General features: G+C 72.1%; 24 protein-coding genes and 1 tRNA gene. 8 read left to right on the forward strand and 17 right to left on the reverse strand.

The genetic code is table 11. The features are described 5' to 3' along the window. Positions 1-89: 89 nt before the first annotated feature. On the reverse strand, positions 90-398 hold the full coding sequence (locus AB0927_RS35415; protein WP_366671931.1) for a trypco2 family protein: 309 nt from the start codon (positions 396-398) through the stop codon (positions 90-92). 161 nt (positions 399-559) lie between these two features. Between AB0927_RS35415 and AB0927_RS35420 the strand changes: the two genes are divergently transcribed. Beyond that, positions 560-1,228 (forward strand): chaplin, encoded by a 669-nt coding sequence (locus tag AB0927_RS35420; RefSeq protein ID WP_366671932.1) that lies wholly within the window; start codon positions 560-562, stop codon positions 1,226-1,228. A 76-nt stretch (positions 1,229-1,304) separates the two neighbouring features. Here the strand turns inward: AB0927_RS35420 and AB0927_RS35425 are convergent, their stop codons facing one another. The 5 genes from AB0927_RS35425 to AB0927_RS35445 all read right to left on the reverse strand — a co-directional run bounded on the left by AB0927_RS35425 (position 1,305) and on the right by AB0927_RS35445 (position 5,905). Next, positions 1,305-2,102 carry a hypothetical protein gene (locus tag AB0927_RS35425; RefSeq protein ID WP_366671933.1) on the reverse strand — a complete coding sequence of 266 codons (798 nt, stop codon included), beginning with the start codon at positions 2,100-2,102 and terminating at the stop codon, positions 1,305-1,307. Positions 2,103-2,260: 158 nt separating this feature from the next. Then, positions 2,261-2,674: a hypothetical protein gene (locus tag AB0927_RS35430; protein WP_366671934.1), complete on the reverse strand. Its 414-nt coding sequence runs from the start codon at positions 2,672-2,674 to the stop codon at positions 2,261-2,263. 102 nt (positions 2,675-2,776) lie between these two features. Continuing rightward, a complete protein-coding gene (locus AB0927_RS35435) occupies positions 2,777-3,304 on the reverse strand; it encodes an NUDIX hydrolase family protein (protein ID WP_366671955.1) in 528 nt (175 codons plus the stop codon). Positions 3,305-3,320: 16 nt separating this feature from the next. After that, complete coding sequence (locus AB0927_RS35440; RefSeq protein ID WP_366671935.1) at positions 3,321-4,499, reverse strand: amidohydrolase family protein; 1,179 nt, start codon at positions 4,497-4,499, stop codon at positions 3,321-3,323. Between the two features lie 2 nt (positions 4,500-4,501). After that, complete coding sequence (locus AB0927_RS35445) at positions 4,502-5,905, reverse strand: glutamine synthetase family protein (protein ID WP_366671936.1); 1,404 nt, start codon at positions 5,903-5,905, stop codon at positions 4,502-4,504. A gap of 188 nt (positions 5,906-6,093) precedes the next feature. Here AB0927_RS35445 and AB0927_RS35450 point away from each other — a divergent pair, with 188 nt between their 5' ends. Beyond that, on the forward strand, positions 6,094-6,948 hold the full coding sequence (locus AB0927_RS35450; RefSeq protein ID WP_366671937.1) for a Cof-type HAD-IIB family hydrolase: 855 nt from the start codon (positions 6,094-6,096) through the stop codon (positions 6,946-6,948). 18 nt (positions 6,949-6,966) lie between these two features. Here AB0927_RS35450 and AB0927_RS35455 read toward each other — a convergent pair whose 3' ends face one another. From AB0927_RS35455 to AB0927_RS35470, 4 genes are all read right to left on the reverse strand, one after another. Next, positions 6,967-7,614, reverse strand: coding sequence for an endonuclease (locus tag AB0927_RS35455; protein WP_366671938.1), 648 nt, complete (start codon positions 7,612-7,614; stop codon positions 6,967-6,969). A 49-nt stretch (positions 7,615-7,663) separates the two neighbouring features. Then, on the reverse strand, positions 7,664-8,008 hold the full coding sequence (locus AB0927_RS35460) for a DUF3140 domain-containing protein (RefSeq protein ID WP_366671939.1): 345 nt from the start codon (positions 8,006-8,008) through the stop codon (positions 7,664-7,666). A 53-nt stretch (positions 8,009-8,061) separates the two neighbouring features. Beyond that, entirely contained in the window at positions 8,062-8,538 is a 477-nt protein-coding gene (locus AB0927_RS35465; RefSeq protein ID WP_366671940.1) for a DNA starvation/stationary phase protection protein, read from the reverse strand. Between the two features lie 106 nt (positions 8,539-8,644). Next, positions 8,645-9,451 carry a lysophospholipase gene (locus AB0927_RS35470; RefSeq protein ID WP_366671941.1) on the reverse strand — a complete coding sequence of 269 codons (807 nt, stop codon included), beginning with the start codon at positions 9,449-9,451 and terminating at the stop codon, positions 8,645-8,647. Positions 9,452-9,592: 141 nt separating this feature from the next. Here AB0927_RS35470 and AB0927_RS35475 point away from each other — a divergent pair, with 141 nt between their 5' ends. The 4 genes from AB0927_RS35475 to AB0927_RS35490 all read left to right on the forward strand — a co-directional run bounded on the left by AB0927_RS35475 (position 9,593) and on the right by AB0927_RS35490 (position 14,230). Then, complete coding sequence (locus AB0927_RS35475; RefSeq protein WP_366671942.1) at positions 9,593-10,780, forward strand: thiolase family protein; 1,188 nt, start codon at positions 9,593-9,595, stop codon at positions 10,778-10,780. A gap of 138 nt (positions 10,781-10,918) precedes the next feature. After that, positions 10,919-12,433 (forward strand): long-chain fatty acid--CoA ligase, encoded by a 1,515-nt coding sequence (locus AB0927_RS35480; protein ID WP_366671943.1) that lies wholly within the window; start codon positions 10,919-10,921, stop codon positions 12,431-12,433. Between the two features lie 90 nt (positions 12,434-12,523). Continuing rightward, entirely contained in the window at positions 12,524-13,303 is a 780-nt protein-coding gene (locus AB0927_RS35485; protein ID WP_366671944.1) for a sulfite exporter TauE/SafE family protein, read from the forward strand. A gap of 99 nt (positions 13,304-13,402) precedes the next feature. Beyond that, complete coding sequence (locus tag AB0927_RS35490; RefSeq protein WP_366671945.1) at positions 13,403-14,230, forward strand: cobalt-precorrin-6A reductase; 828 nt, start codon at positions 13,403-13,405, stop codon at positions 14,228-14,230. A gap of 6 nt (positions 14,231-14,236) precedes the next feature. Here the strand turns inward: AB0927_RS35490 and cobF are convergent, their stop codons facing one another. Both cobF and AB0927_RS35500 read right to left on the reverse strand, forming a co-directional pair. Continuing rightward, a complete protein-coding gene (gene cobF, locus AB0927_RS35495; protein ID WP_366671946.1) occupies positions 14,237-15,010 on the reverse strand; it encodes a precorrin-6A synthase (deacetylating) in 774 nt (257 codons plus the stop codon). A gap of 88 nt (positions 15,011-15,098) precedes the next feature. Further along, positions 15,099-15,605, reverse strand: coding sequence for a DUF309 domain-containing protein (locus AB0927_RS35500; protein ID WP_366671947.1), 507 nt, complete (start codon positions 15,603-15,605; stop codon positions 15,099-15,101). 105 nt (positions 15,606-15,710) lie between these two features. On the opposite strand from AB0927_RS35500, the gene AB0927_RS35505 reads away from it, so the two are divergent. Further along, positions 15,711-15,784, forward strand: a tRNA-Pro gene (locus AB0927_RS35505). 548 nt (positions 15,785-16,332) lie between these two features. Next, entirely contained in the window at positions 16,333-18,588 is a 2,256-nt protein-coding gene (locus AB0927_RS35510) for a helix-turn-helix domain-containing protein (RefSeq protein WP_366671948.1), read from the forward strand. A gap of 442 nt (positions 18,589-19,030) precedes the next feature. Here AB0927_RS35510 and AB0927_RS35515 read toward each other — a convergent pair whose 3' ends face one another. The 5 genes from AB0927_RS35515 to AB0927_RS35535 form a co-directional block, all read right to left on the reverse strand. Beyond that, positions 19,031-20,068 (reverse strand): glycosyltransferase family A protein, encoded by a 1,038-nt coding sequence (locus AB0927_RS35515; RefSeq protein ID WP_366671949.1) that lies wholly within the window; start codon positions 20,066-20,068, stop codon positions 19,031-19,033. Beyond that, entirely contained in the window at positions 20,065-22,575 is a 2,511-nt protein-coding gene (locus AB0927_RS35520) for a glycosyltransferase (RefSeq protein WP_366671950.1), read from the reverse strand. The genes AB0927_RS35515 and AB0927_RS35520 overlap by 4 nt, the downstream gene beginning before the upstream one ends. A gap of 123 nt (positions 22,576-22,698) precedes the next feature. Further along, complete coding sequence (locus tag AB0927_RS35525; RefSeq protein ID WP_366671951.1) at positions 22,699-23,016, reverse strand: hypothetical protein; 318 nt, start codon at positions 23,014-23,016, stop codon at positions 22,699-22,701. Positions 23,017-23,165: 149 nt separating this feature from the next. Next, positions 23,166-23,486 carry a hypothetical protein gene (locus AB0927_RS35530; protein WP_366671952.1) on the reverse strand — a complete coding sequence of 107 codons (321 nt, stop codon included), beginning with the start codon at positions 23,484-23,486 and terminating at the stop codon, positions 23,166-23,168. Beyond that, the gene (locus AB0927_RS35535) at positions 23,483-23,719 is read right to left on the reverse strand and encodes a hypothetical protein (RefSeq protein ID WP_366671953.1); all 237 of its coding nucleotides are present in this window, start codon (positions 23,717-23,719) and stop codon (positions 23,483-23,485) included. The genes AB0927_RS35530 and AB0927_RS35535 overlap by 4 nt, the downstream gene beginning before the upstream one ends. Positions 23,720-23,971 lie beyond the last annotated feature (252 nt).

Below are 23,971 nucleotides of genomic sequence, written 5' to 3' on the forward strand. Positions count from 1 at the left end.
CCTGACGGTGCCGACCAGCGTACGGCCACCCGTCCCGCCACGTCAGGGTGTCGGGACAGCGGAGCGGCCGTACCGCCGTGGCGGCTTCGTCAGCGTTCTCCCTCTTCTTCATCCCCCGAGATCAGCACCTTCACGTGCGTTCCGTCGGGCGCGACGAGTTTCGGGTGCAGGGTGAGGCTGATCCGATGGGTGCGCGAGGACTCCGACTGCCCCTCGGCGCCGGCCTCCACCACCCAGAACCGCACCTTGCCGCCGGCGCCGCCCCGGCGGCTCACCACGACGTCCGCCGTCACCTCGACGGGACCGAGCTCGAACCGCACGACACCGGACGGGCCTTCGGCCAGGGCGGAGTTCAGCTCCTGGCTCAACTCCCTGATCATTTCAGCCAGTTCGATCACATGCCGATCCTATCGGGGACGGCGGTGGTCGTGACGTACCAGCCGAAAGATTGACAGGCCATAACTCACCTGTTCCTTCCCGCGTTTACCTCCGCGCGGGCGAGTGCCCGTGATCAAGTCTGGAAGGCAGAGAACCTATGAAACGGGTTACCCGGAACGGTGTGATCGCCCTCGCGGCCGCCTCGGGCGCGATCGCTGTGGCGGGACCGGTGTACGCCGACTCCACGGCGGACGGCGCGGCGGTCGGCTCACCCGGGCTGATCTCCGGCAACGGGATCCAGCTCCCGGTACACGTTCCGGTGAACGTGTGCGGGGACACCGTGAACGTGGTGGGCATCCTGAACCCCGCGGTGGGCAACCGCTGCGCCAACACGGGCGGCACCAAGGACGCCACCACCCAGGGCGGCGCCGCGAACGGCGGCGGGGCCACGGCCACCTCCGCGGAGAAGGACTCGCCGGGCGTCGTCTCCGGCAACGGGATCCAGTTGCCGATCGACGTGCCAGTGAACGTCAGCGGTGACAGCGTCAACGTGGTGGGGCTCCTCAACCCGGCCGTGGGCAACCACTCCGAGAACACGTCGAGCACCCACGCCACAGCGCCCGTGACGCCCCCGCGGGCCACCCCGCCGGTGCGCACCGAGCCCCCGGCCCGCCCGCAGGAGCCGCCCACGCACCCGGTCGAGGACCCGCCCGCGGCCGGCCGGCAGTCGACGGGCGCCCTCGCGCACACCGGCGCCGACGGCACCCTCATCGCCGGTTTCGTCGGCGCCGCCTCACTGGTCGGCGGCGCGGCCCTGTACCGGCGCTTCCGCGCCGCGGCGCCGCGCTGATCCACCCCGGCCCGCACAGCGGGAAGCCCCGTGGGACACACGTCCCACGGGGCCTTTTCGGTGGTGGCGAAGAACGTCAGAGGGCGGTCCGGCTGTCCCGCCGGGACACCGCCAGGAACGCCACGAACGCGACGATCGCCACGGTCCACGACAACGTGACCGGACCCAGTCCCCAGCCCAGGCCCCCACGCCCGGCCGGAAGCGCCATCCAGTCCGCGAGGGAGGCGCCGAGCGGGCGCGTGATGACGTACGCCGCCCAGAAGGCCGTCACCGCGCCGAGGACGCCGCCGCGGTGGGCGAGCGCCGGGACCGCGATGGCCACCGCGAACAGGACGACGGAGCCCAGGTACTTGAGGCCGATGCTCGCCGTGAGGTCGCCCGCCGCGGTGCCCAGGGCGAAGGTGGCGAGCACGGCCGCCCAGTAGAAGCACTCGCGGCGACGGGTGCGCACGGTGTGGATCGACAGGGTCCGCTCACTGGCGTACCAGAGTCCGAAGACGGCCGCGAGGACGACGAGGAAGAGCGGGGTGGACACGGTGTACGGCACGCCGAGGCCCACGTGGAGCACGTCCGCGGCCATGGTGCCGAACACGCTGACCATGACGATGGCCGTCCAGTAGATCCACGCCACGTACCGGCGCACGGCGAACTGGAGCACGAGCGCGGCGACGAACGCGAGGCCGCCGAGGCCGACCGCGGGAATCGGGCCCAGTGCCTTGGCCAGGAGGTCGGAGGCGGTCTCGCCCATGCCGGTGGTGAGGATCTTGACGATCCAGAAGTAGACGGTGACCTCCGGCACCTTGCTCGCGCTCTCGCGCAGGCGCGCGCGTATGTGCCCCTCGGGCCGGTGGTCGAGGACGTGCTCTGTGCTCATGCCCCGCACCCTCGCACGCGCGAGGGACCCGCCCCCAGCCCCCTTTGCCATTGTTTTGTGGCCTCTGGTGCAGCCGTTGTCCAGCTCTTGCCGAATCCGCGGACAACCTGTGACGTACGGCGGAATCGCTGGTCAGCGCGGTGCGACGCCGGCGCTGATCAGCGGTCGGCCGGGGGCGTGCCGGTGAAGGTGATGCCCGAGAAGTCGCGCCCCTGGATCACCGGTGCCGAGTGCGTGCCGCCCGAGACGGAGTTGTGGACGTCCCCGCCCGCGCGGGAGGCCCGCCGGGCCGACTCGTCCCAGCGCCGCAACAGCTCCCCGAACTCCGCGTCGGCGGCGGACCGTTCGGCCAGCGCGGTGCTCAGGGCCCGTGCGGCCGCCGCGTCGCCCGGGTCCCGGGCCGGCCGGGCCGGCTCCGCCGCGCCGGAGCCGTCGGGAGCGCCGTCCGGGGCGGCACCGCGCCGCGGCGGACGCCGTACCAGCTCCCCGAGCCCCGCCCACGCCTGCCGGCCCAGCTCCCCGCCGGCTCCCCCCGCCAGTGCCGTCAGCAGCCCCACCGATACCGGATCCATGCGCGATGCCCTCCCCGTCCGGTCCCTCTGGCCCCTCCACTGTGCGGGGCGGCCACGCCGCCTTCAGAGCGCCGACGCGCGTCGCGGCGTGGCCGGACCCGGTCAGAACACCAGGCCCACATGGGCCAGCGCCTGCTTCAGCAGCACGCCGTGGCCGCCCGGCATATCGCTCTGGAGGGCCGCCGACGCCGCCTCCTGGGGGCTGAACCAGACCAGGTCCAGGGCGTCCTGGCGGGGCCGGCAGTCGCCGGTGACCGGGACGACGTAGGCGAGGGACACCGCGTGCTGGCGCGGGTCGTGGTACGGGGTGATGCCCGCCGTCGGGAAGTACTCGGCGACCGTGAAGGGCTGGAGGGAGGCGGGCACCCGGGGCAGGGCCACCGGACCGAGGTCCTTCTCCAGGTGGCGCAGCAGCGCGTCGCGGACCCGTTCGTGGTGCAGCACCCGCCCGGAGACCAGGGTCCGGTTGACCTTGCCGTCCGGGCCGATGCGCAACAGCAGTCCGATGCTGGTGACTTCGCCGCTGTCGTCGACCCGCACGGGCACGGCCTCGACGTACAGGATCGGCAGCCGGGCCCTGGCCATCTCCAGCTCGTCCGTGGTCAGCCAGCCGGGCGTGGTCTCGGTCATGTCAGACATTGCTTGATCATACTTTCCGGGTGGGGCGGCCGCGGGGGTCGCGGACCGGTTCGGATACGGGCGGCCCGTAGAGCCGGCGGGCGTTGTCGCGGCCCGTCCAGGACGCGATCCGCAGCGCGTCGGACAGGCTCAACTCGTCCGCGTCGACACGGCTTTGGAGCAGTTCGGTGAGGCCCCGGCGGAAGCACAGGGCACCCAGGTGGTGGAACTCCGCCACACCGTAGGCGTCGGAGCTGTACAGCAGTTTGCGGAACGGGGTGATCTCCAGGGCCTCCTCCAGCACCACCCGGGCCCGCGCGGGGCCCGCGTAGTGCAGGGCGAGCCCCACGTCCAGGTACACCCGCTCGAACACCGAGGCGAGATAGGCCGCTTGGCGCTGGAAGGGCCAGCAGTGCAGCAGCAGGACGGGGATGGTGCCGGCGACGCGGTGCAGCCAGTCGGTGAGCAGCGCCGGGTCCGCCCGGTGCAGCCGCACGTCCGCGTCCCCGAAACCGGTGTGCAGCTGGAGGGGCAGCCCCAAGTCGACAGCCGTCCAAAGGAGTTGCCGTACCAGGACCGGGTCCGTGAGGCGGCCGCCCCCGGCGGTGAGCCAGCGCTCCGCCGCCCCGGTCACCTCGGCGTCGTCGGGCCGCTCCGGGGCGAGGGCGAACCCGGTGCGGTACGCGGCCACCGACTTCACCGCCACGACACCCGGCCGCCGCACCGCCTCCTCGGCGGCCGCGCGGAGGACGGCCGCGTACTCGCCCGCCTCCACTCCCCGCGCCGCCACCTCCTCGGCGATCCGCTCAAGGCGTACGACCTCACCCGCGGCGGCACCCGCCGCGCCGGCCAACTCGGCGGGGGAGGTGACCGGTTGCGGGGCGTGACCGGTGTCCACGCAGAACGTCCCGACGCCCGCCGCCGTCAGGAAGCGCCGGTTCACCTCCCGCCACCCCAGCTCCGCACGCCGGGCCACGTACGCGTCCGGCGGCGCGTGCCGGGGGAGGTCCAGCAGGGGCGCGCAGTGCCGTCGTACGGCGACGCCCACCGGGCTGTCGAAGGGTGAGACACCGGGCCAGGCCGAGCCCTCGGTGATGAGGGACTCGAACTGCTCGAAGGCCAGGTCGGCCGTCACCGCGCCATGGCAGTGGTGGTCGACCAGCTCCAGCGCGGCCAGCGCCTCGTGGACCGGACCGGCGGGCGCCATGGTCAGTACGTCCAGCGGTAGGCCGCCGCCACCCGCGCGTCGTCGAGCCCCTCGACGGCGGCCGCCTCACCGAGCCGTACGGCACTCACCGCGTCCGCGAGGACCGGGCCGAGCGCCGTCCGCAGCACCTCGTCCGCGCGGAACTCCGCCACCGCCTCCGGCAGGGTGACCGGCAGCCGTCGCACCCCGAGTGCCGCCGCCTCGGCCGGGCCGTAGCGGGCCGGGTCGCCGGTGATCTCCCCGGGCAGCGGGCGCCCGGCCGCGAGCCCGTCGAGTCCCGCGGCGATCAGACAGCCGAGCGTCAGATAGGGGTTGGCGGCCAGGTCGACCGGTTTCACCTCCAGGTTGGCGTCCTGCTGCCGGCGGCCCGTGGTGCCGGTGACCAGCCGCAGCGCCGCCTCCCGGGTCTCGCGGCCCCACGCGGTGAACACGCCCGCCCACTGGGAGGGCCGCAGCCGCAGATAGCTGGCCGGGCTGGGCGCGGTGACCGCCGTCAGCGCGGGCAGCCGGGCCAGGATCCCGGCCGCGAAGGACTCCGCGTCGGGCGTCAGGCCGTACCGGCGCTCGCCGCCCGCGTGCAGGTTGACGCCGTCGCGCCAGCAGGACAGGTGCACATGGCCGCCGTTGCCGACGCTCCCGGCGAGCACGGCGGGGGAGAACGACACCCGCAGCCCGTGCCGCTGGGCGACCGCCCGGATCGTCTGGCGCACCAGCACGCTGCGGTCGGCCGCCGCCACCGGATCGAGGGCGCCCGCCGACAGCTCGAACTGCCCGGCCGCGTACTCGGGATGGACCTGTTCGACGTCCACGCCCTGGGCGTCGAGCGCGCCCAGCAGATCGGCGAGACAGTCGCCCAGCTCCACCTGCCGGATCGCGCCGTACGCCGGTCCGGACACCGCGGGCACGAACTCCCCGGCGGGCGCCGAGCCGAGCCCGACCGCCCACTCGACCTCGATCGCCGCCTTGAAGTCCAGGCCGTGCCGCTCGGCCGCCTCGGTGACCACGCGGCGCAGGAAGGTGCGGGCACAGCCGGGGTGCCGCTCGCCCTCCTGCGTGATCCGGTCCACCGGTGCCCACGCCCAGCCGGGCTGCCCGGCCAGCGCCACCAGCTGGTCCAGGTCGGGGTAGAGCCTGAGGTCGCCGTCGGGGGAACCGAGCACGTCGGTGGCGACGATCGAGTCGTCGGCCAGGAAGGTGTCGAACACCGGGGACATCCCGACGCCCCAGGAGACGGCGGCCTCCAGCCGGGCCGTCGGGACGGTCTTCACCCGGGTGACGCCCGCCGTGTCCACGTACGCCAGGACGATGCCGCGCACGTCCCGGGCGGCCAGCGCGGCGGTGAGGGCGGCGACCCGGCGCAGATCGGCGGGACGGCCGCCGGGCACGGGGTCGGCGAGAGTGGTCATACGTGTCCTCCGCGGGCCGGGCCCGGTGGGGTCGGTGGTTCGGACTGCGGGCACCCGCCGTCATTGTGCCGCCGGGTGATCACGCTGTCCCGGGAACCGCGCCCGGTCGGCGGTTCGGGGTGCCTCGGGGACGTTTTCACCCATGAGGGACACTGGACGGGTACCCTGACCCCGGCCGGAAGCAGGACATGTCCGCCATACCCGTACCCCTCTTCGACGTTCCCGGCCTTCCGGCGGGCCCCGCGGACATCCGCCTGATCGTCACCGACATGGACGGCACGCTGCTGGACGACGACAAGCGGATCCCGTCCGGCCTGTGGCCGATGCTCACCGAACTGCGCAGGCGCGGGGTGCTGTTCAGCCCCGCGAGCGGCCGCCAGTACGCCACGCTGGCCCGGCAGTTCGCGGACGTCGCCGAGGGCATGGTCTTCATCGCCGAGAACGGCACCTACGTGGTCCGCGACGGTGCCGAACTCAGCTCCGACCCGCTGGACCGCCCGGTCGCGGCCGGGATCGCGGAGGCGGTACGAGGGCTGAACGCGGCCGGCGGCGACGCGGGCGCCGTCGTCTGCGGCAAGCGCGCGGCCTACGTGGAGCGGACCGACGAGGCCTTCCTCGCGGAGGTGCGCCGCTACTACGTCGAACACCGTGTCGTCGACGACGTCACCGCGGTGGACGACGAGCTGATCAAGGTCGCGGTCTTCGACTTCCACTCCGCCGAACGCTCCACCGCCCCCGCCCTCGCCCCCTTCGCCGACACCCACCAGGTCGTCGTCTCCGGCGAGCACTGGGTCGACGTGATGGCCCCCACCGCCAACAAGGGCACCGCCCTGCGCGCCCTCCAGCGGACCCTGGGCATCACCCCGGCCCAGACCATGGTCTTCGGCGACTACCTCAACGACCTGGAGATGCTGGACGCGGCGGAATGGTCCTTCGCCATGTCCAACGCCCACCCGGCGGTGGTGGAACGCGCCCGCCACCTGGCGCCGTCCAACAACGAGAACGGCGTCCTGCGGACGATCTCGCGGGTGCTCGCGCTGTAGCCCGGCGGGCGGGCACGCTCAGGCCGCGCGCCGCAGACACTCCTCGGCCACGTCCTTGTCCAGCGCCGCCCGCACCAACGCGGCGGCCAGTACGGCCGGTTCGGTGTCCCCGGCCAGTTTCGTCAGCTTCTTCGCGTCCTTCGGCAGGCCGAGCCGTCGCGCGCCGTCCAGGGCCTTGCCGTCCAGATAGGGACCGACGTCCGGCCACACGCGCTGCGCCTCGCGCAGGAAGATGTCGGCGCCCGCCGGGCCGATCCCCGGCTCCTCCTGGAGCAGGCGCTTCAGTTCCCCGGTGTCGCCCCGCGCCTCCTCGTGCAGCCGGCGCAGATCGCCGCCCCAGCGCTCGTCCAGCAGTTCGGCGCCGTCGCCGAGCTGGGTCGCGGTCCGCTCGTCGTAGCGCCGGTAGCCGCCCCGGCCCAGCGCGTCGACCCGCCGCTGCCAGTCCGCGCCGGCCATCCGGCGCGGACTGTCCAGCCGGTCCTCGTGCAGGGCGCGGGCGGCGGCCATCGCCACCGAGGCCCGGATCCTGGCGCTGAGCAGCAACGACAGCACGAGCAGCCGGTACAGCGGCTGCGGGGTGTCCGCCAGCCGGATGCCCGCCTCCTCGGCGTACGTCCGCCCGTACTCGGACACCAGCTCCCGTACGACGCGTTCGTCCCGGTTCATGGGCGCACTCCCTGCCGCCGCTGTCGTCGCTGCCATCCCCGTGGCGTCGCTAGGGCTTGAGCGGGTCGTGGCCCAGCGTCATCAGCCGGTGCCGACGCCGGGTATCCTCCGGGGCCAGCTCCGGCTCCGGCTCGTTCTCCATGTCCACCAGGTCACCGACGGTGTCCACCACCTCGTACATCACGCGGACGTCGTCGTCGGTGAGATCGGTGCGGCGCTTCTGGAGGATCGCGAGGACATGCCGGCCGGTCGCGCTGCCCGCCTCGTCGGGCAGCGGCTCCGCGCTCTCCTCGGCGTCGCGGACCCTGAGCCAGGCCGCCAGCTCCGCCGAAGTCATGTTCACCACGCGGTGGAAGTCCTCCCACAGCGCCTCGGTCTCCAGGGCGTCGGCCATGGGACTTTCCTTTCGCTCTGAGGCAGGTGTCAGCTTCCGTTCCGAGGCGGGCGTCAGCGCGGCTGGTTCTCCGCCGCGAACATCCAGCGTTCCTTCTCCAGGTCGGCGGTGATGCCGATCAGCAGGTCCTGCGTCACCGGATCGGCCTCGTCCGTGGCCGCGATCCGCTCGCGCAGCCGTGCGATGGCCGCCTCCAGGGTCGAGACCATCAGCTCGACCACCTCGGTGTCCCGCAGCCAGCCGTCCTTGGTCCCGGGCAGCGCGAAGGTCGCCGCGATCGTCTCGGGCCGGCCGTCCGGCGGCACCCCCAGCGCGGCGGCACGCTCGGCGACCGTGTCGGAGTGGGCACGGGCCGTCGCCACCACCTCGTCCAGCTGGAGGTGGATCGAGCGGAACCGGGGACCGACGATGTTCCAGTGCGCCTGCTTCCCGATCAGCGACAGGCCCAGCAGGTCCACCAGGGTGTCCTGGAGCGCGGGACCGGTGACCCCGAGCGCCTTGTCGGACAGCGTGCTCTTCACCACGGTCATGGTGAGTACGTCCCCTTTCATCAGCGTCGTACGACGTACACCTCAGTGCGTACGCTCTCGTCCGAAAGGGCGGGTGCCCCACGTCGCGGGACGCAAACAGCGCTGCTCAGCGGGCCAGTACCCGGTCCAGGAACCGGGTCACCTCCGCGAACGCCTCGTCCTTCACCGTCTCGTGGAACACCTCGTGCCGCGCCCCGGGGAAGATCCGCTCGGTGCGGTCGCCGCCGAGCCGTTCGACGCCGGGCCGGCTGCCGGACAGCGGCACCAACCGGTCGTCGTCCCCGTGCAGCCACAGCAGCGGCAGGGTGCCGAGGTCACCGCCCGCGGCGACGGCGTCCAGGGCGCGGACGAAGGCCTGGAGGGTGGGCCGCTTCATCGGCCCGTGCCAGACCAGCGGATCGGCGGCGTACGCGGCCCCGACGGCCGGGTCGCGGGAGAGCGCGGCCGGGCTGACCGGCGTGTCCGGGATCTCCGGCAGGGCCAGCAGCCGGCCCGGCAGCTCCCAGGCGCCGATCACCGGCCCGGAGAGGATCAGCGCGGCGAGTTCCGGGCGGTGCAGTTGCGCGTAGCGCGCCGCGATCAGCCCGCCCATGGAGTGGCCGACCAGGACCAGCGGCGGCCCCGGGTGGGCGGCGCGGGCCAGGCCGGCCACGCGGTGCGCGTCGGCGACGACGTCCTCGAAGTCCTCGATCAGCACCCGCTCGCCCGCCGACCGCCCGTGCCCCAGGTGGTCGGACGCGTACACGGCGGCCCCGTGTCCGTTGAGGACGGCGGCGAGCCCGTCGTACCGGCCCGCGTGCTCGCCGTACCCATGTGCCAGGAGGGCGAGGAAACGGGGCGCGGGGTGGGGCCACTCGCGGACGGCGAGTGCGCCGCGGGTGCCGTCGAGGACATGCGCGCGAACGTGGGGCATCTCTCCTCCAACTGCCTCGGTACGGTTCCGGAGGATCTTCCCAGGGGGCCGTTCCTGGGTCTATAGTCCAAAACTAGCAGTGCTAATTAAGAGCTGTTCAGGTCCGCTGATCCACACCGTCGTAGGTCAGGAGTCGAACCCGTGCGTCCCGTCCATTTCGCGGCCGCCCGCCGCACCCCCATCGGCAAGCTGCGGGGAGCCCTGTCGTCCGTCCGGCCCGACGACCTCGCCGCGGCCGTGATCCGCCAACTGGTCGCCGAGGTGCCCACCCTCGACCCCGCCAGGATCGACGACGTCTACTGGGGCGCCGCCAACCAGGCCGGCGAGGACAACCGCAACGTCGCCCGGATGGCCGCCCTGCTCGCGGGCCTGCCCGAGTCCGTGCCCGGCGCCACCGTCAACCGGCTGTGCGCCTCCGGCCTCGAAGCCGTCACCACGGCCGCCCGCGCCGTCGCCGCGGGCGAGGCCGACATCGTGATCGCCGGCGGCTCCGAGTCCATGAGCCGCGCCCCCTTCGTGCTGCCCCGCCCCGACGAGGCGCTGCCGCACCGCATGGAGACCTTCGACACCCGGCTCGGCTGGCGCCTGACCAACCCCGCCATGAAGGACCTGCACGGCGTGCTCGCCATGGGCGAGACCGCCGAGGAGGTCGCCACCCGCCACGGCATCTCCCGTGAACGGCAGGACGAGTTCGCGCTGCGCAGCCACCGACTCGCCGCCGCCGCGCGGAAGAACGGTGTCTTCGCCGACGAGATCCTGCCCGTCGAACGCCCCGACGGCATCGTGGTCGAGCAGGACGAGTGCATCCGCGAGGACACCTCGCTGGAGAAGCTGGCCCGCCTCAAGCCGGTCTACCGCGCGGGCGGCACGGTCACCGCGGGCAACACCTCGCCGATGAACGACGGCGCCGCCGGCCTGCTCCTGGTCAGCGAGGAGGTGCTCGGCGAACTGGGCCTGGAGTCCCTCGGCCGGTATGTCGCGGGCGCCTCCGCGGGCGTCCACCCCGACGTCATGGGCATCGGACCGGTGCCCGCCACCCGCAAGGTGCTCGCGCGGGCCGGCTGGGAGGTCGGCGACCTTCAGGAGGCCGAGCTGAACGAGGCGTTCGCCGCCCAGGTCCTCGCCTGCGTCGACCAGCTCGGCATCGACCCCGAGCTGGTCAACCCCACCGGCGGCGCCCTCGCCCTCGGCCACCCCCTCGGCTCCTCGGGCGCCCGCATCCTGACCACCCTGCTGCACCGCATGCGCCGCACCGGCGCCGAGCGCGGGCTCGCGACCATGTGCGTCGGCGTGGGCCAGGGAAGCGCGGTGCTGGTCGAGCGGTCCTGACTCGAGAGGCCCTGACTCGAGAGGTCCTGACCACCATTCGACGAGGGATTCCCTCCCGCCCCGAGGGAATCCCGCCGAGGAACGACAGTACGACCGGTTCGGCACGCGAACCGCAGCAAGGAAACGGAGCCGCCCTCCATGGCAACCCTGTCCGTCGCCGCCATCCTGGCCGAGAACGCCAGGCGCCGTCCCGCCCGCACCGCACTCGTGGAAGGGGAACGGCGGCTGAGCTTCGGCGACGCGTGGCAGGCGGCACTGGCCCAGGCGGGCGCGCTCACCGGCCTCGGCGTACGGCCGGGCGACCGGGTCGCCCTCATGGCCCCGAACACCACGGAGTTCCCGCTCGCCTACTACGCCGTCGCCGCGGCCGGCGGTGTCGTCGTCCCCGTCCACCTCCTGCTGTCCGCGGGCGAGATCGAGCATGTGCTCAAGGACAGCGGCGCCACCCTGCTCCTCGTCCACCCGGCGCAGGCCGCGGCCGGCCGGGCCGCCGCCGAAGCCCTCGGCGTCCGCGTGGTCACCCTGGGCGGGGAGTTCGACCGGCTCGCCGCCGAGGCCGAACCGCTGACCACGTACGTCACCCGGGCCGCCGACGACCCGGCCGTGATCCTCTACACCAGCGGCACCACCGGCGTCCCCAAGGGCGCCGTGCTCAGCCACTTCAACCTGGTGATGAACGCGACCGTCTGCGCCTTCGACGCCAACGACATCCGCCCCGACGACATCGCCCTCGGCGCGCTGCCCCTCTTCCACGCCTTCGGGCAGACCGTCTCGCTCAACTCCACCTGGCGGGCGGGCGCCACCCTCGTGCTGCTGCCCCGTTTCGACGCGGCCCGCGCGATCGAGCTGATGGTGAAGGAGAACGTCAACACCTTCCACGGCGTGCCCACCATGTTCGTCGCGCTCGCGGCGGCCGCGGCGGACGCCGACGTGCTGCCCGCGCTGCGCGTGTGCATCTCCGGCGGCGCCTCGCTGCCCGTCGCGGTGCTGGAACGGTTCGAGGCCGCGTTCGGCGCGCGGATCTACGAGGGGTACGGGCTGTCGGAGACCTCGCCGACGGCCACCGTCAACCAGCCGGCCTTCGGCACCAGGGCCGGCACCATCGGCCACCCGCTGTGGGGCGTCGACGCCGAGATCGCGCGTGCCGAGGTGGAGGGCCGGGTCGAACTGCTGCCGCCCGGCGAGCTGGGCGAGGTCGTCATCCGCGGCCACAACGTCTTCTCCGGCTACCTCGGCCGTCCGGAGGCCACCGCCGAGGCGCTGGTCGACGGCTGGTTCCGCACCGGCGACCTCGGCACCAAGGACGAGCAGGGCTTCCTGCGGATCGTCGACCGCAAGAAGGACGTCATCATCCGCGGCGGCTACAACGTCTATCCGCGCGAGGTCGAGGAGGTCCTGGTACGGCACCCCGCCGTCGCCCAGGTCGCCGTCATCGGCCTGCCCGACGAGCTGCACGGCGAGGAGGTCTGCGCGGTCGTCGTCCCGGCCGAGGGCGAGGGCCCGGCCCTCGACGCCGCCGCCGTCATCGAGTGGTCCAAGGAGCATCTGGGCCGCCACAAGTACCCGCGGCGGGTGGAGTTCGCCGGGGAACTGCCGCTCGGGCCGAGCATGAAGGTGCTCAAGCGGGAACTGCGGGCGCGGTACTCGGGCTGACCGGCCCCGGTCGGGGGCGGGGCCGGTGCGACGCGTGTGGCGGCCGGTGCATGCGGGTGACCGGTGTCCGCGCATAGCATCGGTCTCCGCATGAACATGATGACGCTCTGGCACATATCCGGCTGGGAGTTCGCCGCCCTCGCCCTCGCGGCCCTCCTCGTGGGCTTCTCCAAGACCGCGGTGAGCGGCGCCAACACGGTCAGCCTCGCCGTCTTCGCGGCGATCCTGCCCGCCCGCGCCTCCACCGGGGTCCTGCTGCCCATCCTGATCGCCGGCGACGTGCTCGCCGTCCTCACCTACCGGCGGCACGCCCACTGGCCCACCCTGTGGCGGCTGTTCCCGGCCGTCGCGGTGGGCGTGGTGGCCGGCACGCTGTTCCTGATGTGGGCCGGGGACGGGATCGTACGGACCTCGATCGGCGCGATCCTGCTGCTGATGACCGGCCTCACCCTGTGGCGCCGACGCCGTGAGGACGCCGGCGCCGAGGACGCGCCGGACGCGGTGACGACCCCCTCGGGCCGGCTGAAGGCCCGCTCCTACGGAGTGCTCGGCGGATTCACCACGATGGTCGCCAACGCGGGCGGCCCTGTGATGTCCCTGTACCTCCTCTCCGCCGGCTTCCGGAAACTGGGCTTCCTCGGCACCTCGGCCTTCTTCTTCCTCATCGTCAACGTCTCCAAGGTGCCCTTCAGCGCGGGCCTCGGTCTGATCGACGCCCACTCCCTGCTCCTGGACGCCGCGCTCGTGGTGTTCGTCGTCCCCGGCGCCCTGGTCGGCCGCTGGGCCGTGCCCCGCATCGACCAACGGCTCTTCGAACGACTGGTGATCGCGGCGACGATCGTGGGCGGCGTCCAGCTCCTGCTGCGCTAGCGGGGGCTCGACGCGTCTGCTCCGGCCGTGCTCCCCCGCGGGGACGACGGCAACGGGCCGCCCGGCGAAGGCCCCCCGCCACCTCGTACGCTCACCCTCATGCCCCCGCTGTCTCCCCAGCCCCCGCAGCTCCCGCCGCCGTCGGAGCCCGTGCCGCCCCCGAGCCCGTCGCGGCCCCGGCACGTCCTGGTCCTCGGCGGCACCGCCGAGGCGCGCCGTCTCGCCGCCGCGCTGGCCGACCGTCCCGGGGTCCGGGTGACCACCTCCCTGGCCGGACGCACCACCCGGCCGCGAGCGGTGGCGGGAGAACTGCGGACCGGTGGCTTCGGGGGAGCCGAGGGGCTGGCCGGCTGGCTGCGGGCGCACCAGGTCGACGCGCTGGTCGACGCCACCCACCCGTTCGCCGAGTCCGTCACCGCGCACGCGGCCCGCGCGGCGGCGGCCACCGGAGTCCCCGCGGTGGTCCTGCGCCGCCCCGGCTGGCGGCCCGTCCCCGGCGACCGCTGGTACGACGTCCCGTCCCTGGCCCGAGCCGCCGAGGCGCTGCCCGGCCTGGGCGACCGGGTGTTCCTCACCACCGGACGGCTGGGCCTGGCCGCCTTCGCCCACCTGACGGACCAGCACTTCCTCGTCCGCTCGGTGGAACGGCCGGACCCACCGCTGCCCCCGCACACCGACGTGCTCCTCGCGCGCGGCCCGTTCACCGTCGCCGGCGAGCGGGACCTGCTGCGGGCGCACCGCGTCGACGTGCTGGTGACCAAGGACAGCGGGGGCGGGGCCACGGCGGCGAAACTTACGGCGACGCGGGAACTCGGGCTGCCCGTGGTGGTCGTCCGCCGCCCGCCGCTGCCGGCCGGGGTGACGGCCGTACCGGACGTGGCGGCCGTACTGCGGTGGGCGGCCCTCGCTCCGGAGGAGGCCGGCTGAACCGGACTACCGCTCCCCGGGATTCCTCCGCAGCAGATACGTGTCCATGATCCACCCCTTGCGCTCCCGGGCCTCGGCCCGCACCCGCTCGATCTCCGGTCCGGCCTCGGCGAGCGGCCCGGAGACGAGGATCTCGTCCGGGGTGCCGATGTAGGCGCCCCAGTAGATGTCGATGTCCTCGTCCGCGTAGCGCCGGAAGGCCTGGTGGGCGTCGAGCATCACGACCACGTCGTCCACCCCCTCCGGGAAGCCCTCCGAGAGCCGCCGCCCGGTGGTGATCTGCACGGGCCGGGCGACCCGGTTCAGGCCGGTGCGATGACGGGCGACCAGCGCGGAGACACTGCTGACACCCGGCACCACGTCGTACTCGAACGCGACCGCGCCCCGCTCCAGCACCTCCTCCAGGATCCCGAGCGTGCTGTCGTACAGCGCCGGGTCCCCCCACACCAGGAACGCGCCGGTCTCCCCCTCGCCCAGTTCCTCGGCGATCATCCGCTCGTAGACGCCGGCGCGGGCGCTGCGCCAGTCGCCGACGGCCGGCGAGTACGCAGACCCGCCCGCCGCGCGGTCCCGCTCCGGGTCCCGGGCCTCGACCACCCGGTACGAGCCCTCGGGCAGGTGCGCGTCCAGCATGTCCCGGCGCAGCCGCGTGAGTTCGCTCTTCTCCGCGCCCTTGTCGAGCAGGAAGAACACGTCCGTGCCGCGCAGCGCCCCGACCGCCTGGAGAGTCAGCTGCCCGGGGTCGCCCGCGCCGATACCGATGACATGAATCTTTCGCACGCCACCGAGTCTGCCGTATGCCGCTGACCGCGCGTCCACCGCCTCCGCACGGACGGCGACGGCAGCCCGTCCGCACGGCCGCGGCGTGTCAGGGCCCGAGCCGGGGCGCCTCGGCCACGGCGTCCACGGGGCCGCCCCCCGCCGCCACCCGCCCGGCCAGCTCCCGCGCCCACCGGACGACCCCGGCGAGATCCATCCCGTACGGCCGGTCCTCGCCCCTTCCCCGCTCCCACTCCTCGACCGCGCCCGCACCGCGCCGCAGCAGCCGCGCCCCGCCGACCGCGTTCCCCCGGGCCGCGTGGGTGAGCCCCACCGCAAGCTGCGCCAGCCCTCGCCACAGCGCCCGCTCGTCCCCGGGCCCCGACTTCCAGGCGTCCTCGAACACCTCGTGCGCGTGAAACGGCCTGCCCGCGTCGAGCAGCGCCTGCGCTTCGGCGACCGTGTCCCGCGGCGCCCTGACGACCCCTTCCGGCTGCCGCGGAACCCCCTGCGCGCCGTGCGCCAGGGGCCGCCCGAGCCCGTCCCGCGGTCGCGCACTGCGCGCCCGCCCCTCCGGGTCCCGATCCCGTCCGCCCGCCGCGCCCGCATTCGTCATACCGTCGATTCTGCCCCGCCCTGCCCAAGCCCCTGACCGCGCACCTCCGCACGTGCGGTAAAGTGCTCTTCGCGCGATCACGCGGTTCACCGCGAGTCGCGCGAACGGGACGTGGCGCAGCTTGGTAGCGCACTTGACTGGGGGTCAAGGGGTCGCAGGTTCAAATCCTGTCGTCCCGACTGGAGACAGTCGCAGATCAGGGCCGGTTTCGGAGGTGTCCGAAACCGGCCCTTGGTCATTCTTGGGTGACCAGTCGGGGACCGGCGCCCCTGACCAGGGTCAGCGGGTCACGATGATCGGGCCCGGCAGCGAGCGAGGGTGCGCGGAGCACACCGAGGTGTGCGGAGAGCGCCGCCCCGGCGGCCGTCACCGTGCTCGGGATGCGCTGGGCGTAGCGCGGGCCGAGGAGGTGGGCCGGGTTGTGGCGCGGGTGCGGCCATGGGGAAGCGGTCGGCGATTCGCGCCGTGGCCTGATCCGGACATCGGCCGCCGGAGGGACAGGGTCTACGCTGTGACCTGCGGCTACCGAACGGTCTTCTCCGTCCGCGCATCTTTTGATGATCAGCGGTGACCGGCCTGTTTCCGCCCCGACCAGTGGCACCGCTCTCATTCGAGAGCCGTGCGGGGAACGTCGGGTCGGAGGGCGTGCGGGCCGGTCGGCCGGAGGCGTCCTGCGACAGCGCAAACCGCGTCGTATTTCCCCGGTCGGGGAGGAGAGGGAGAGGTTGTGTCCGGCGAGAGACCGTTCGGGGTTGTACTGCGTGGTCTGCGGCAGCAGGGCCGTTGGACGATCGAGGAGCTGGCCGAGGCGTCGGGGGTGAGCGTCCGGGCGATCGGCGACATGGAGCGAGGCCGTAGCCGGGTTCCGCAGCGGCGCACGGTGGTGGCGCTCGCGGACGGGCTGGGGCTGGTGGGCGCGGAGCGGGAGGCACTGCTGGTCGCGGCGCGGGCGGGCCGTCCGGCGCGTGCGGCGGCGGTGGCCGGCACGGCTGTGCCGCCGCGCTCGGTGGGCGACTTCACGGGGCGCGATCGTGAGCTGGCACGGTTGCGCGAGGCTGCCGAGCGGGTGTGCAGCGGCGTGGGGACGTCGGTGACGGTCGTCTCGGGTCCCCCGGGGTGCGGGAAGACCACGCTGGCGCTGAAGGCGGCGGCGGACCTGGCCGAGGAGTTCCCCGACGGATGCTTCATGGTGGACCTGCACGGTGTGGACGGCCCCGTGGACCCGGCCGAGGCGCTACTGCAGCTGCTCAAAGCCCTGGGGGTGTCGGACCGGGAGCTGGCTCAGGAGGACGCGGCTGGGCGTGCGGGACTGCTGCGAGCGCTGCTCGGTGAGCGCCGGTGCCTGGTGGTCCTGGACAACGCCCGCGACGAAGGCCAGATCCGTACGCTGCTCCCCGGGGGCGGGGCCAGTCTGGTGCTGGTCACCAGCCGGCGCCCGCTGACCGGCCTGGAGGACGTCGACCGCCTCGCACTGCCGCAGATGGCGCAGGACGAGGCGGTGCAGCTGCTGCGCCGCATCCTCGGCCCCGAGCGAGCCGACGCGGAAACCGAGGCCGTCGCGCGGGTTGCGGAGTTGTGCGGATACCTGCCCCTGGCGCTGCGGGTGGCGGCGAACTGGCTCACCGTCCGCTCCGGGTGGAGCATCGACCACCTGGTCCGGCGCCTGGCCGACGAGGAACGCCGCCTGGGCGCGCTCACCGCCGGGGACGTGCGGGTGGAGGCGGCCTTCGAACTGTCCTACCGGCAGCTGACCGGCCAGGCGGCCCGCATGCTGCGGCTGCTCAGCCTGGTGCCGGGGCCGGACATGACCGCCGACTACGGAGCCGCGCTCACCGCCACCGACATCTTCGACGCCGAGGACGTCATGGAGGAACTGGTGGAGGCCGGGCTGCTGCAGGCCACCCACACCGGCCGCTACCAACTGCACGACCTGCTACGGTTGTTCGCCCGCGCCCGCCTGGCCCGGGAAGAGACACCCGACCAGCGGGAAGCAGCCGACCAGCGGCTGCGCACCTGGCTGCTGGACACCGCCGCCGCCGCTGGCCACTGGTTCAAACCCGACCACGCGGCACCGCCGCCCCCCAGGCAGGGCCCGGTCCCCCTGGAGAGCGCGGAGCAGGCCCGCACCTGGCTCGAGAGCGAAACCACCGCCTGGTACGCCGCGCTGCGCAGCGCCGCCGCTCACGGTGAACACCTCCGCGTCGTGGAGACCGCTCAGGCCATGCAATGGTTCGGCAACCTGTGCATCTACTGGGGGCACTGGACCGACGTCTACCGCCTGTCCAGCCAGGCCGCTGCCGCACTCGACGACCCCTACCTGCAGGCCGTCCACCTCAACCACTACTCCGGCGTGCTGATTTTCCAGCACCGGTATCAGGAGGCCATCGAACGGGCCGACGAGGCGCTGGAATACGCCCGCCGCGCCCAGGATCTCTCCCAGCAGGCCTGGGCACTGCTGTACGCGGCATGGCCCCACAGCCAGCTCGGCCAGACGCAGGAACGCTTCGACAAGTCCCGCGCCGCCGTCGACCTGTTCGAAGCCGCCGGCGACCGCGAGGGCTGGCTCCAGGCCATGTTCGGCTACCGGGCATGCCTGCGCGACCTCGGCCGCACGAGGGAAGCCCTGGCCCTGCATGAGCGCGTGATCGCCTTCCTGGACGCGCCCGACTGCCCGGTAAGCGGGTACCTCGCCAGCCACTACCGCGCCCGAGCGATCGGCGGACTAGGCCGCGACTGCGCCGCTGCCGGGCAGTGGCGCGAGGCAGCCGACCACTTCCGCAGCGGCCTGCTCCTACTGCAGCAGATCGGGATCCCCTATCTGGAGGCCCAAATGCTCATGGACCTGGGTCAGGCCCTGATCGAACTGGGAGAGACCCAGGAGGCCCGCTCCTTCCTCCGCCAAGCCCTCACTCTCGGCGACGCGGCCGACAGCGAGGACCTGAAGACCGTACAAAGCCTCCTGGACTCCCTCCCCACCGAATGAATAGCCCCGCCACCACGCCCCGCCCCCGGCACAGGAACCCGCGGGCTGCCGCCACCGGCGCACCCAGGCCCCGTACAAGCCACCCACGGCGGTACCCACCGGGTGGTCGGTCAGGCCGGCAGCGCGGCTTCCACCACGCACGCGCCCACCGCCAGGCCGGCGGCCGCCTCCCGACCGAACCGGGCGTGGTCGTGGTCCAGGGCGAGGATCGCGGCTGCCGGGTCCAGGCGCAGCGCCTGGGTGGGACAAGCGCGCCTTCGCGCAGCAGTGGATGCTCACCCACGTGCTTGGCCTGGAGACCGCCGCCGAGGAGCAGCCGGTGCAGCGGACCCAGGGCGACAAGTGGGCGGCGAACACGGCGGCGGCGCGGCAGTTCGTCGAGCGGGAGGGCCGCCTCGGCCGATGTGCCGGACATCCTCGTCGGCCCATGCGTCGAGGCCATTCACCATGTGAAAGGCGAGGCCTGCGCCAAAGACTCCTGCATGTCCGTGTAGATGCCCGCCGGTTCGCCCTGGCCGCCACGGTCGGACACTGCCGTGGGCTGGGCGCCGGGCCCGGTCTGGCTCGGCAGATTCCGCTCCGCCAGGGCCTGTTCCAGGTACTGGATGCGGTAGCGCTGCGTGCGCGCGATACGTTGCAGGTCCATGACGACGCGGAGGAACTGGTCCATTTCTCCGGCCCGGCTGAGGATGTCGTCGGGCACGCGCGCGTCGCTTCGGTAGGAGTCCTCCTGTTCGAGCAGGGCCTGTGCCCATGCCCTGGTCAGGGGCTTGAACGAGGTGGGGTGGTTGGCCACGATCCGGGCGCGGACGGTGAGATCGTTCTCGGCTGCCTCCACGTGGAGACCGGTGTCCTTGTTGCGTGCCCCGAACAGTGGTTCGGAAAGATGGTGGGCGACGAATCCTCGCTCGGCGCAGCCGATCCAGAAGTCCCAGTCCTCGCCGACCCGCATGCGCTCGTTGTAGCCGCCGACGACTTCCCAGGCTTCACGGCGGTACAGCGAGCAGTAGAACATGATCAGCCGTTCGAGCAGCAGTTCCCTGTCGTACGGCGGGAGCGACAGCACCTGCGGCGGCACGTCCTCCGCGTCGGTGAACACGAAGAGATCGGTGGAAACGATCGCGATGTCGGGTTCGGCGTCGAGCAGGGCCGCGGTCTTCTCCAGCATGGTGGGGTCGATCACGTCGTCGGCGTCGAGCGGCAGGATGTAGCGGCCGGCCGCGGCGGCGATCCCGGCATTGCGTGCGGCGGAGACCCCTGCATTGGCCTGGTGGAGCAGCCGGACGCGCCGGTCGGGGTGCCGGTCGATGAACGCCTGGGCCACCGCCGGAGAGTCATCGGTACTGCCGTCGTCGACGATGACGATCTCCCAGTCGGCGAACGTCTGCCGGACCACGCTGTCCAGCGTCCGCGGCAGATAGCGGCCGTAGTTGTAGCAGGGGATGACCACCGAGACCGCAGGTGGGCGAGGGGCACTCATTCGTCGTCCTTTCCTTCGGCCGCCGGAGCCGGGTGGCGATTTTCCGGCGGGGCGCCTGTTGGGACAGTCGGTGTGGTCGGTCGGCCGACCGGTTCCGACCAGTGGTGGGGGTGCACCACTTCGAGTCCGGGCAGGGCCCAGCACGTGGTGCCCATGTCCTTGGCCAGGGCCGCGAGGCCCTCGGTCTCCATGAGGTGCTGGTAGGGGACGGGCGGGAACACCAGCCCCGCACGGTGCAGATCCGCCCGTACCAGCAGGACCGTGCCGCCGACCGAGTCGATGCGGACGAGTTCGTGCCCGCCGAGTTCGTCGAGATAGGTCCTGCCGAATCCCCTGGGGGGTTGCAGGATTCCGTCGCGGATCCACTGGGTCCAGTTCAGGCCACGTGCTTCCGGGCGCAGGAGGAAGGTGTTGAGATCGTACGTGGGTCCGTTCGGCTCGCTGACGCAGTGCGGCACGACGATGTCCTTCCGTGCCGCCAGCAGCCGCTGGATGAGGTCGGGCGGGTAGCCGGTCACGTCGGCGTCGATCCACAGCACCCACTGCTCGTCGGCGAGGGCCCGGGAAAGCAGGTGGTTGCGCACCCTCGCCAGTGCCGCCCTGCGCTCGCGTTGCACGCCCGGCTCCCAGCGCTGCCCGGGCAGGCGAACCCCCGCGTGGTGACGCGCGAGCGTCACCCGGCGGTACTGCTGTTCCAGGTCGGGCAGCGCGCGCTGAAGCACGTCCCAGGTGCCGTCCCTGCTGTCGCCCTCAAGCAGACCGAGGGAGATCATCTCGCGTGGATAGTCCAGACTCCGGAGGTTGCCGAAGTAGCCGGGCAGAAACCGGGCCGCGTCCTTGACCGGGGTGAGCACCAGAACCGAGGGACGGTCGGGGGTGGGCGCCGGGGCCGGCTCACTGACCACCCACCTTGCCCGGTGTGCCCGCAGGGAGTCGGGGCCCGGCTCAGGGCTTGCCTCCGTGCTCACGCCGGGTTCCCTCCCGGCGGTGTCGGTCATGGCATGGACGAGGTCTGTCGGGCCGAGGGGTACCCGTGCGGCCATCGCCACGACCTGCTCGGCATAGTCATGACCGGTCCACAGTTGGGGAGCGACGTCGAAGATGCGCTGGAAGTGGTCAGGCTCGAAGGTGTTGTTCTCGTGGCACACGTAGGTACACAGCTCTGGTAGGTCGACCGAGACGACCCGGCTGTTGCCGACGACGTGGGCCGCGACCGGAGTGTCCTCACCACGGCGTTGCTCCGGGTAGCGAGGCAGCGCGGCCTTCGCGCAGAGCATGGTGCCCTCCCATACGCGGAGGTGGGAGATGGCGAGCAGACGGTGGGCGGGCCGCCACAGCCGCTGCCGCGCGAGGAAGCACGCATCGGCGCCCAGCGCGAGGACCGCTGCCATCTGCACCTCGACCCGCTCCGGGTCGTAGAGGTCATCGTCGTCCCACTGGCAGACGTATCTGCCGGTGGCCAGGTCCACCGCGATGTTGCGCAGCGCCCCGAGTGTCTGCCCGGTCGGAGGAAGCCGTTGGAAACGGATACGCGGGTCGCCAAGACTTCGGACGTGCTGTTCCAGCGCGTCGTTCGTGCTGTCGTCGACCACGACCAGCTCTTTGTTCGCATAGGTCTGGGCGAGGAAGCACCGGATCGCGCGCTCGGCCAGCTCCGGGCGGTCCTTGGTCACCATGAGACACGACACCGTCGGCGCCGGGGCGCCCGAGGACCAACGGCGGCGCTGCGCCTCCAGGTCGAAGGCCCCGTCGGCGAAGGGACGCATGCCCTGGCTGGCCCAGAACCTCACCCGGGTGCGCGGCGGGGTCCGTGGCGCCCACTTCTCCTCCGCGGCCCAGGACCCGGCCCCGTGATGCACGGCGTAGGCGTGGTCGTGGTTGGTTTCCTGCGGCCCGAACAGCCGGACCGCGACGGGGTTCACCTTGGGACAGAGCAGCTCCGGGCCCACCACGGTGATCGATTCGGGCTCGGCCGCGCTCTCCAGCGCACGCGTGAGGAAGAAGGGCCCCGACACGTCCAGGGAGTTGGGCAGGAGGTGGGTACGGACGAGCTCCCTGTGCACATGCGCCCAGAACGGATGCCCCGGAGCGGAGGCGATGAACGCGTTGCCGACGATGCGTCCCAGAGCCCGGTGACGGGCCGGCGGCAAGCGGGTGTGAAGCTCCGGCTCGCACCCGAGTACGAGCCCGCGTCCAGTGAGCAGTTCGCCCACCGGACGCCGGCACTCGACATCGAGATCGACATACACTCCGCCGAAATGGCCGAGCAGGAAATACCGGATGGCGTCGGCACGCATGACCGGGTCGGGATATCCGTCATATACCGGCACGAACCACGGATAATGTTCCTCAAGAAAGGAGCGACTCTCCGTGTCCGTCCACAGCCGGTACTTCCAGCCCGGGTGGAATTTCTTCCAGGAATCCACCCACTCCCGCCACTGAGCAGGCACGTCAATGTCCGCCCAGGTCTGATGAATCAGTTCCGGAATTCTTCCCTGTTCGGACATTCGCACCAGGCTCTCCATCACGTGACCGCGTCGCCCGGGACAACGAAAGGCAGACATTCAGGACCTGGGACTGATCCCAGCTTCACCTGAACGGACGCAGCGAACAGCGGACTTCCGATGGTGTCAGTATCGGAAGTTGGCGCAGTTGACGCTCGGCCCCTGGGTGTCCTCGATAGGGAAGAAGATCGTGTTGCCCACGACGCTGAGAACCGCGCTGCAGTTGTTCACCTGCGGGCCGTGGTGCTTGCCGGACTTGCCGTCGACGTTCAGACAGTTGACCCTGGGGCCACCGATGATGTTGATCATGGAAACGCTTTTGCAGTTGTTGATCTGCGCGCCACTGGTCCCACCGCCCCCGCCGTACGCCTCCGCGCCGCCCGCCCCGAACATCACGGTTCCAGTAGCGGCTGCCAGAAGCGCAGCAGTCTTGCCGATGCCCATCGGAATCTCCATCTCCTCAATGGCTGGGTCACTTGCCCTAGATGTTCCAAGGGGTGTCGGGGAGTTCAAAGTATCTGCCGCAAGGTTCACTCACGTGGCACAGCATTGCGGTGACGGTCGCAGCCGTGAACTGCACGGCACCCTTACCCTCAGTGCCTGACGTTCCGGCACGTGGTGCTCGATTCGTCGAGCCGCAGCGGAAGGACCTGCAGGTTCCCCACGGTGGCCAGAACGAATACCTGACAGTTGTTCACCTGCTTTGCATCGCCATGGCCCCTGCCTGAGGTCTGCATATTCACGCAGTCGAGTTGCGGGCCGCCCAAAATGTTAACAAGGGAGACGACGGTGCAGTTGTTGACCTGTTCTCCGCCCTTCTTGCCATGAGGACTGTCAGCCTCTGCTCCGCCTGCTCCGAACACGACGGTTCCCACCGCCACAGCCAGAAGCACGGCGCTCCTGCCGATCTTCATAGGAAGCTCCAGGTCGTCTTTGGCACCGCATCGAGCAACCAGTTCTTCCACGGATCAGGGAACAGGTCGAGGAAATCACCGCGCGGTTCACCCGGTCGCCGCAGCCGCCGGTTGAGTCGGTCACCGCCCCAGGACAACAGGCCCGTTTCCGGGGGAATTCGAGCGTCGATTCGTTCGGAGGCCGTGGTGCTGGCGCCGACGGTCGTGCCGATGGCAAAGGCAGAGGTGAGCACGCCGGTTGTCCCGACGGGGACGTGAGAATCCGGTGTTGCTCGCCGGCCTCTTGCAGGTTCCTCACTTCTGGGGGTCACAGGTCGAGGGTCGGTTTCGGTGGTCACCGAAACCGACCCTCGACTTTTTCGGTCTCGGTCAGTCCTCGCTGGGTGCGGTGGGGAGTTTGTTCTGGATGAGGTCCATGACGCCGGCGTCGGTGAGGGTGGTGACGTCGCCGAGTTGGCGGTTTTCGGCGACGTCGCGCAGGAGGC

The sequence above is a fragment of the Streptomyces sp. NPDC048106 genome (assembly GCF_040706415.1).
Taxonomy (GTDB): Bacteria; Actinomycetota; Actinomycetes; order Streptomycetales; family Streptomycetaceae; genus Streptomyces.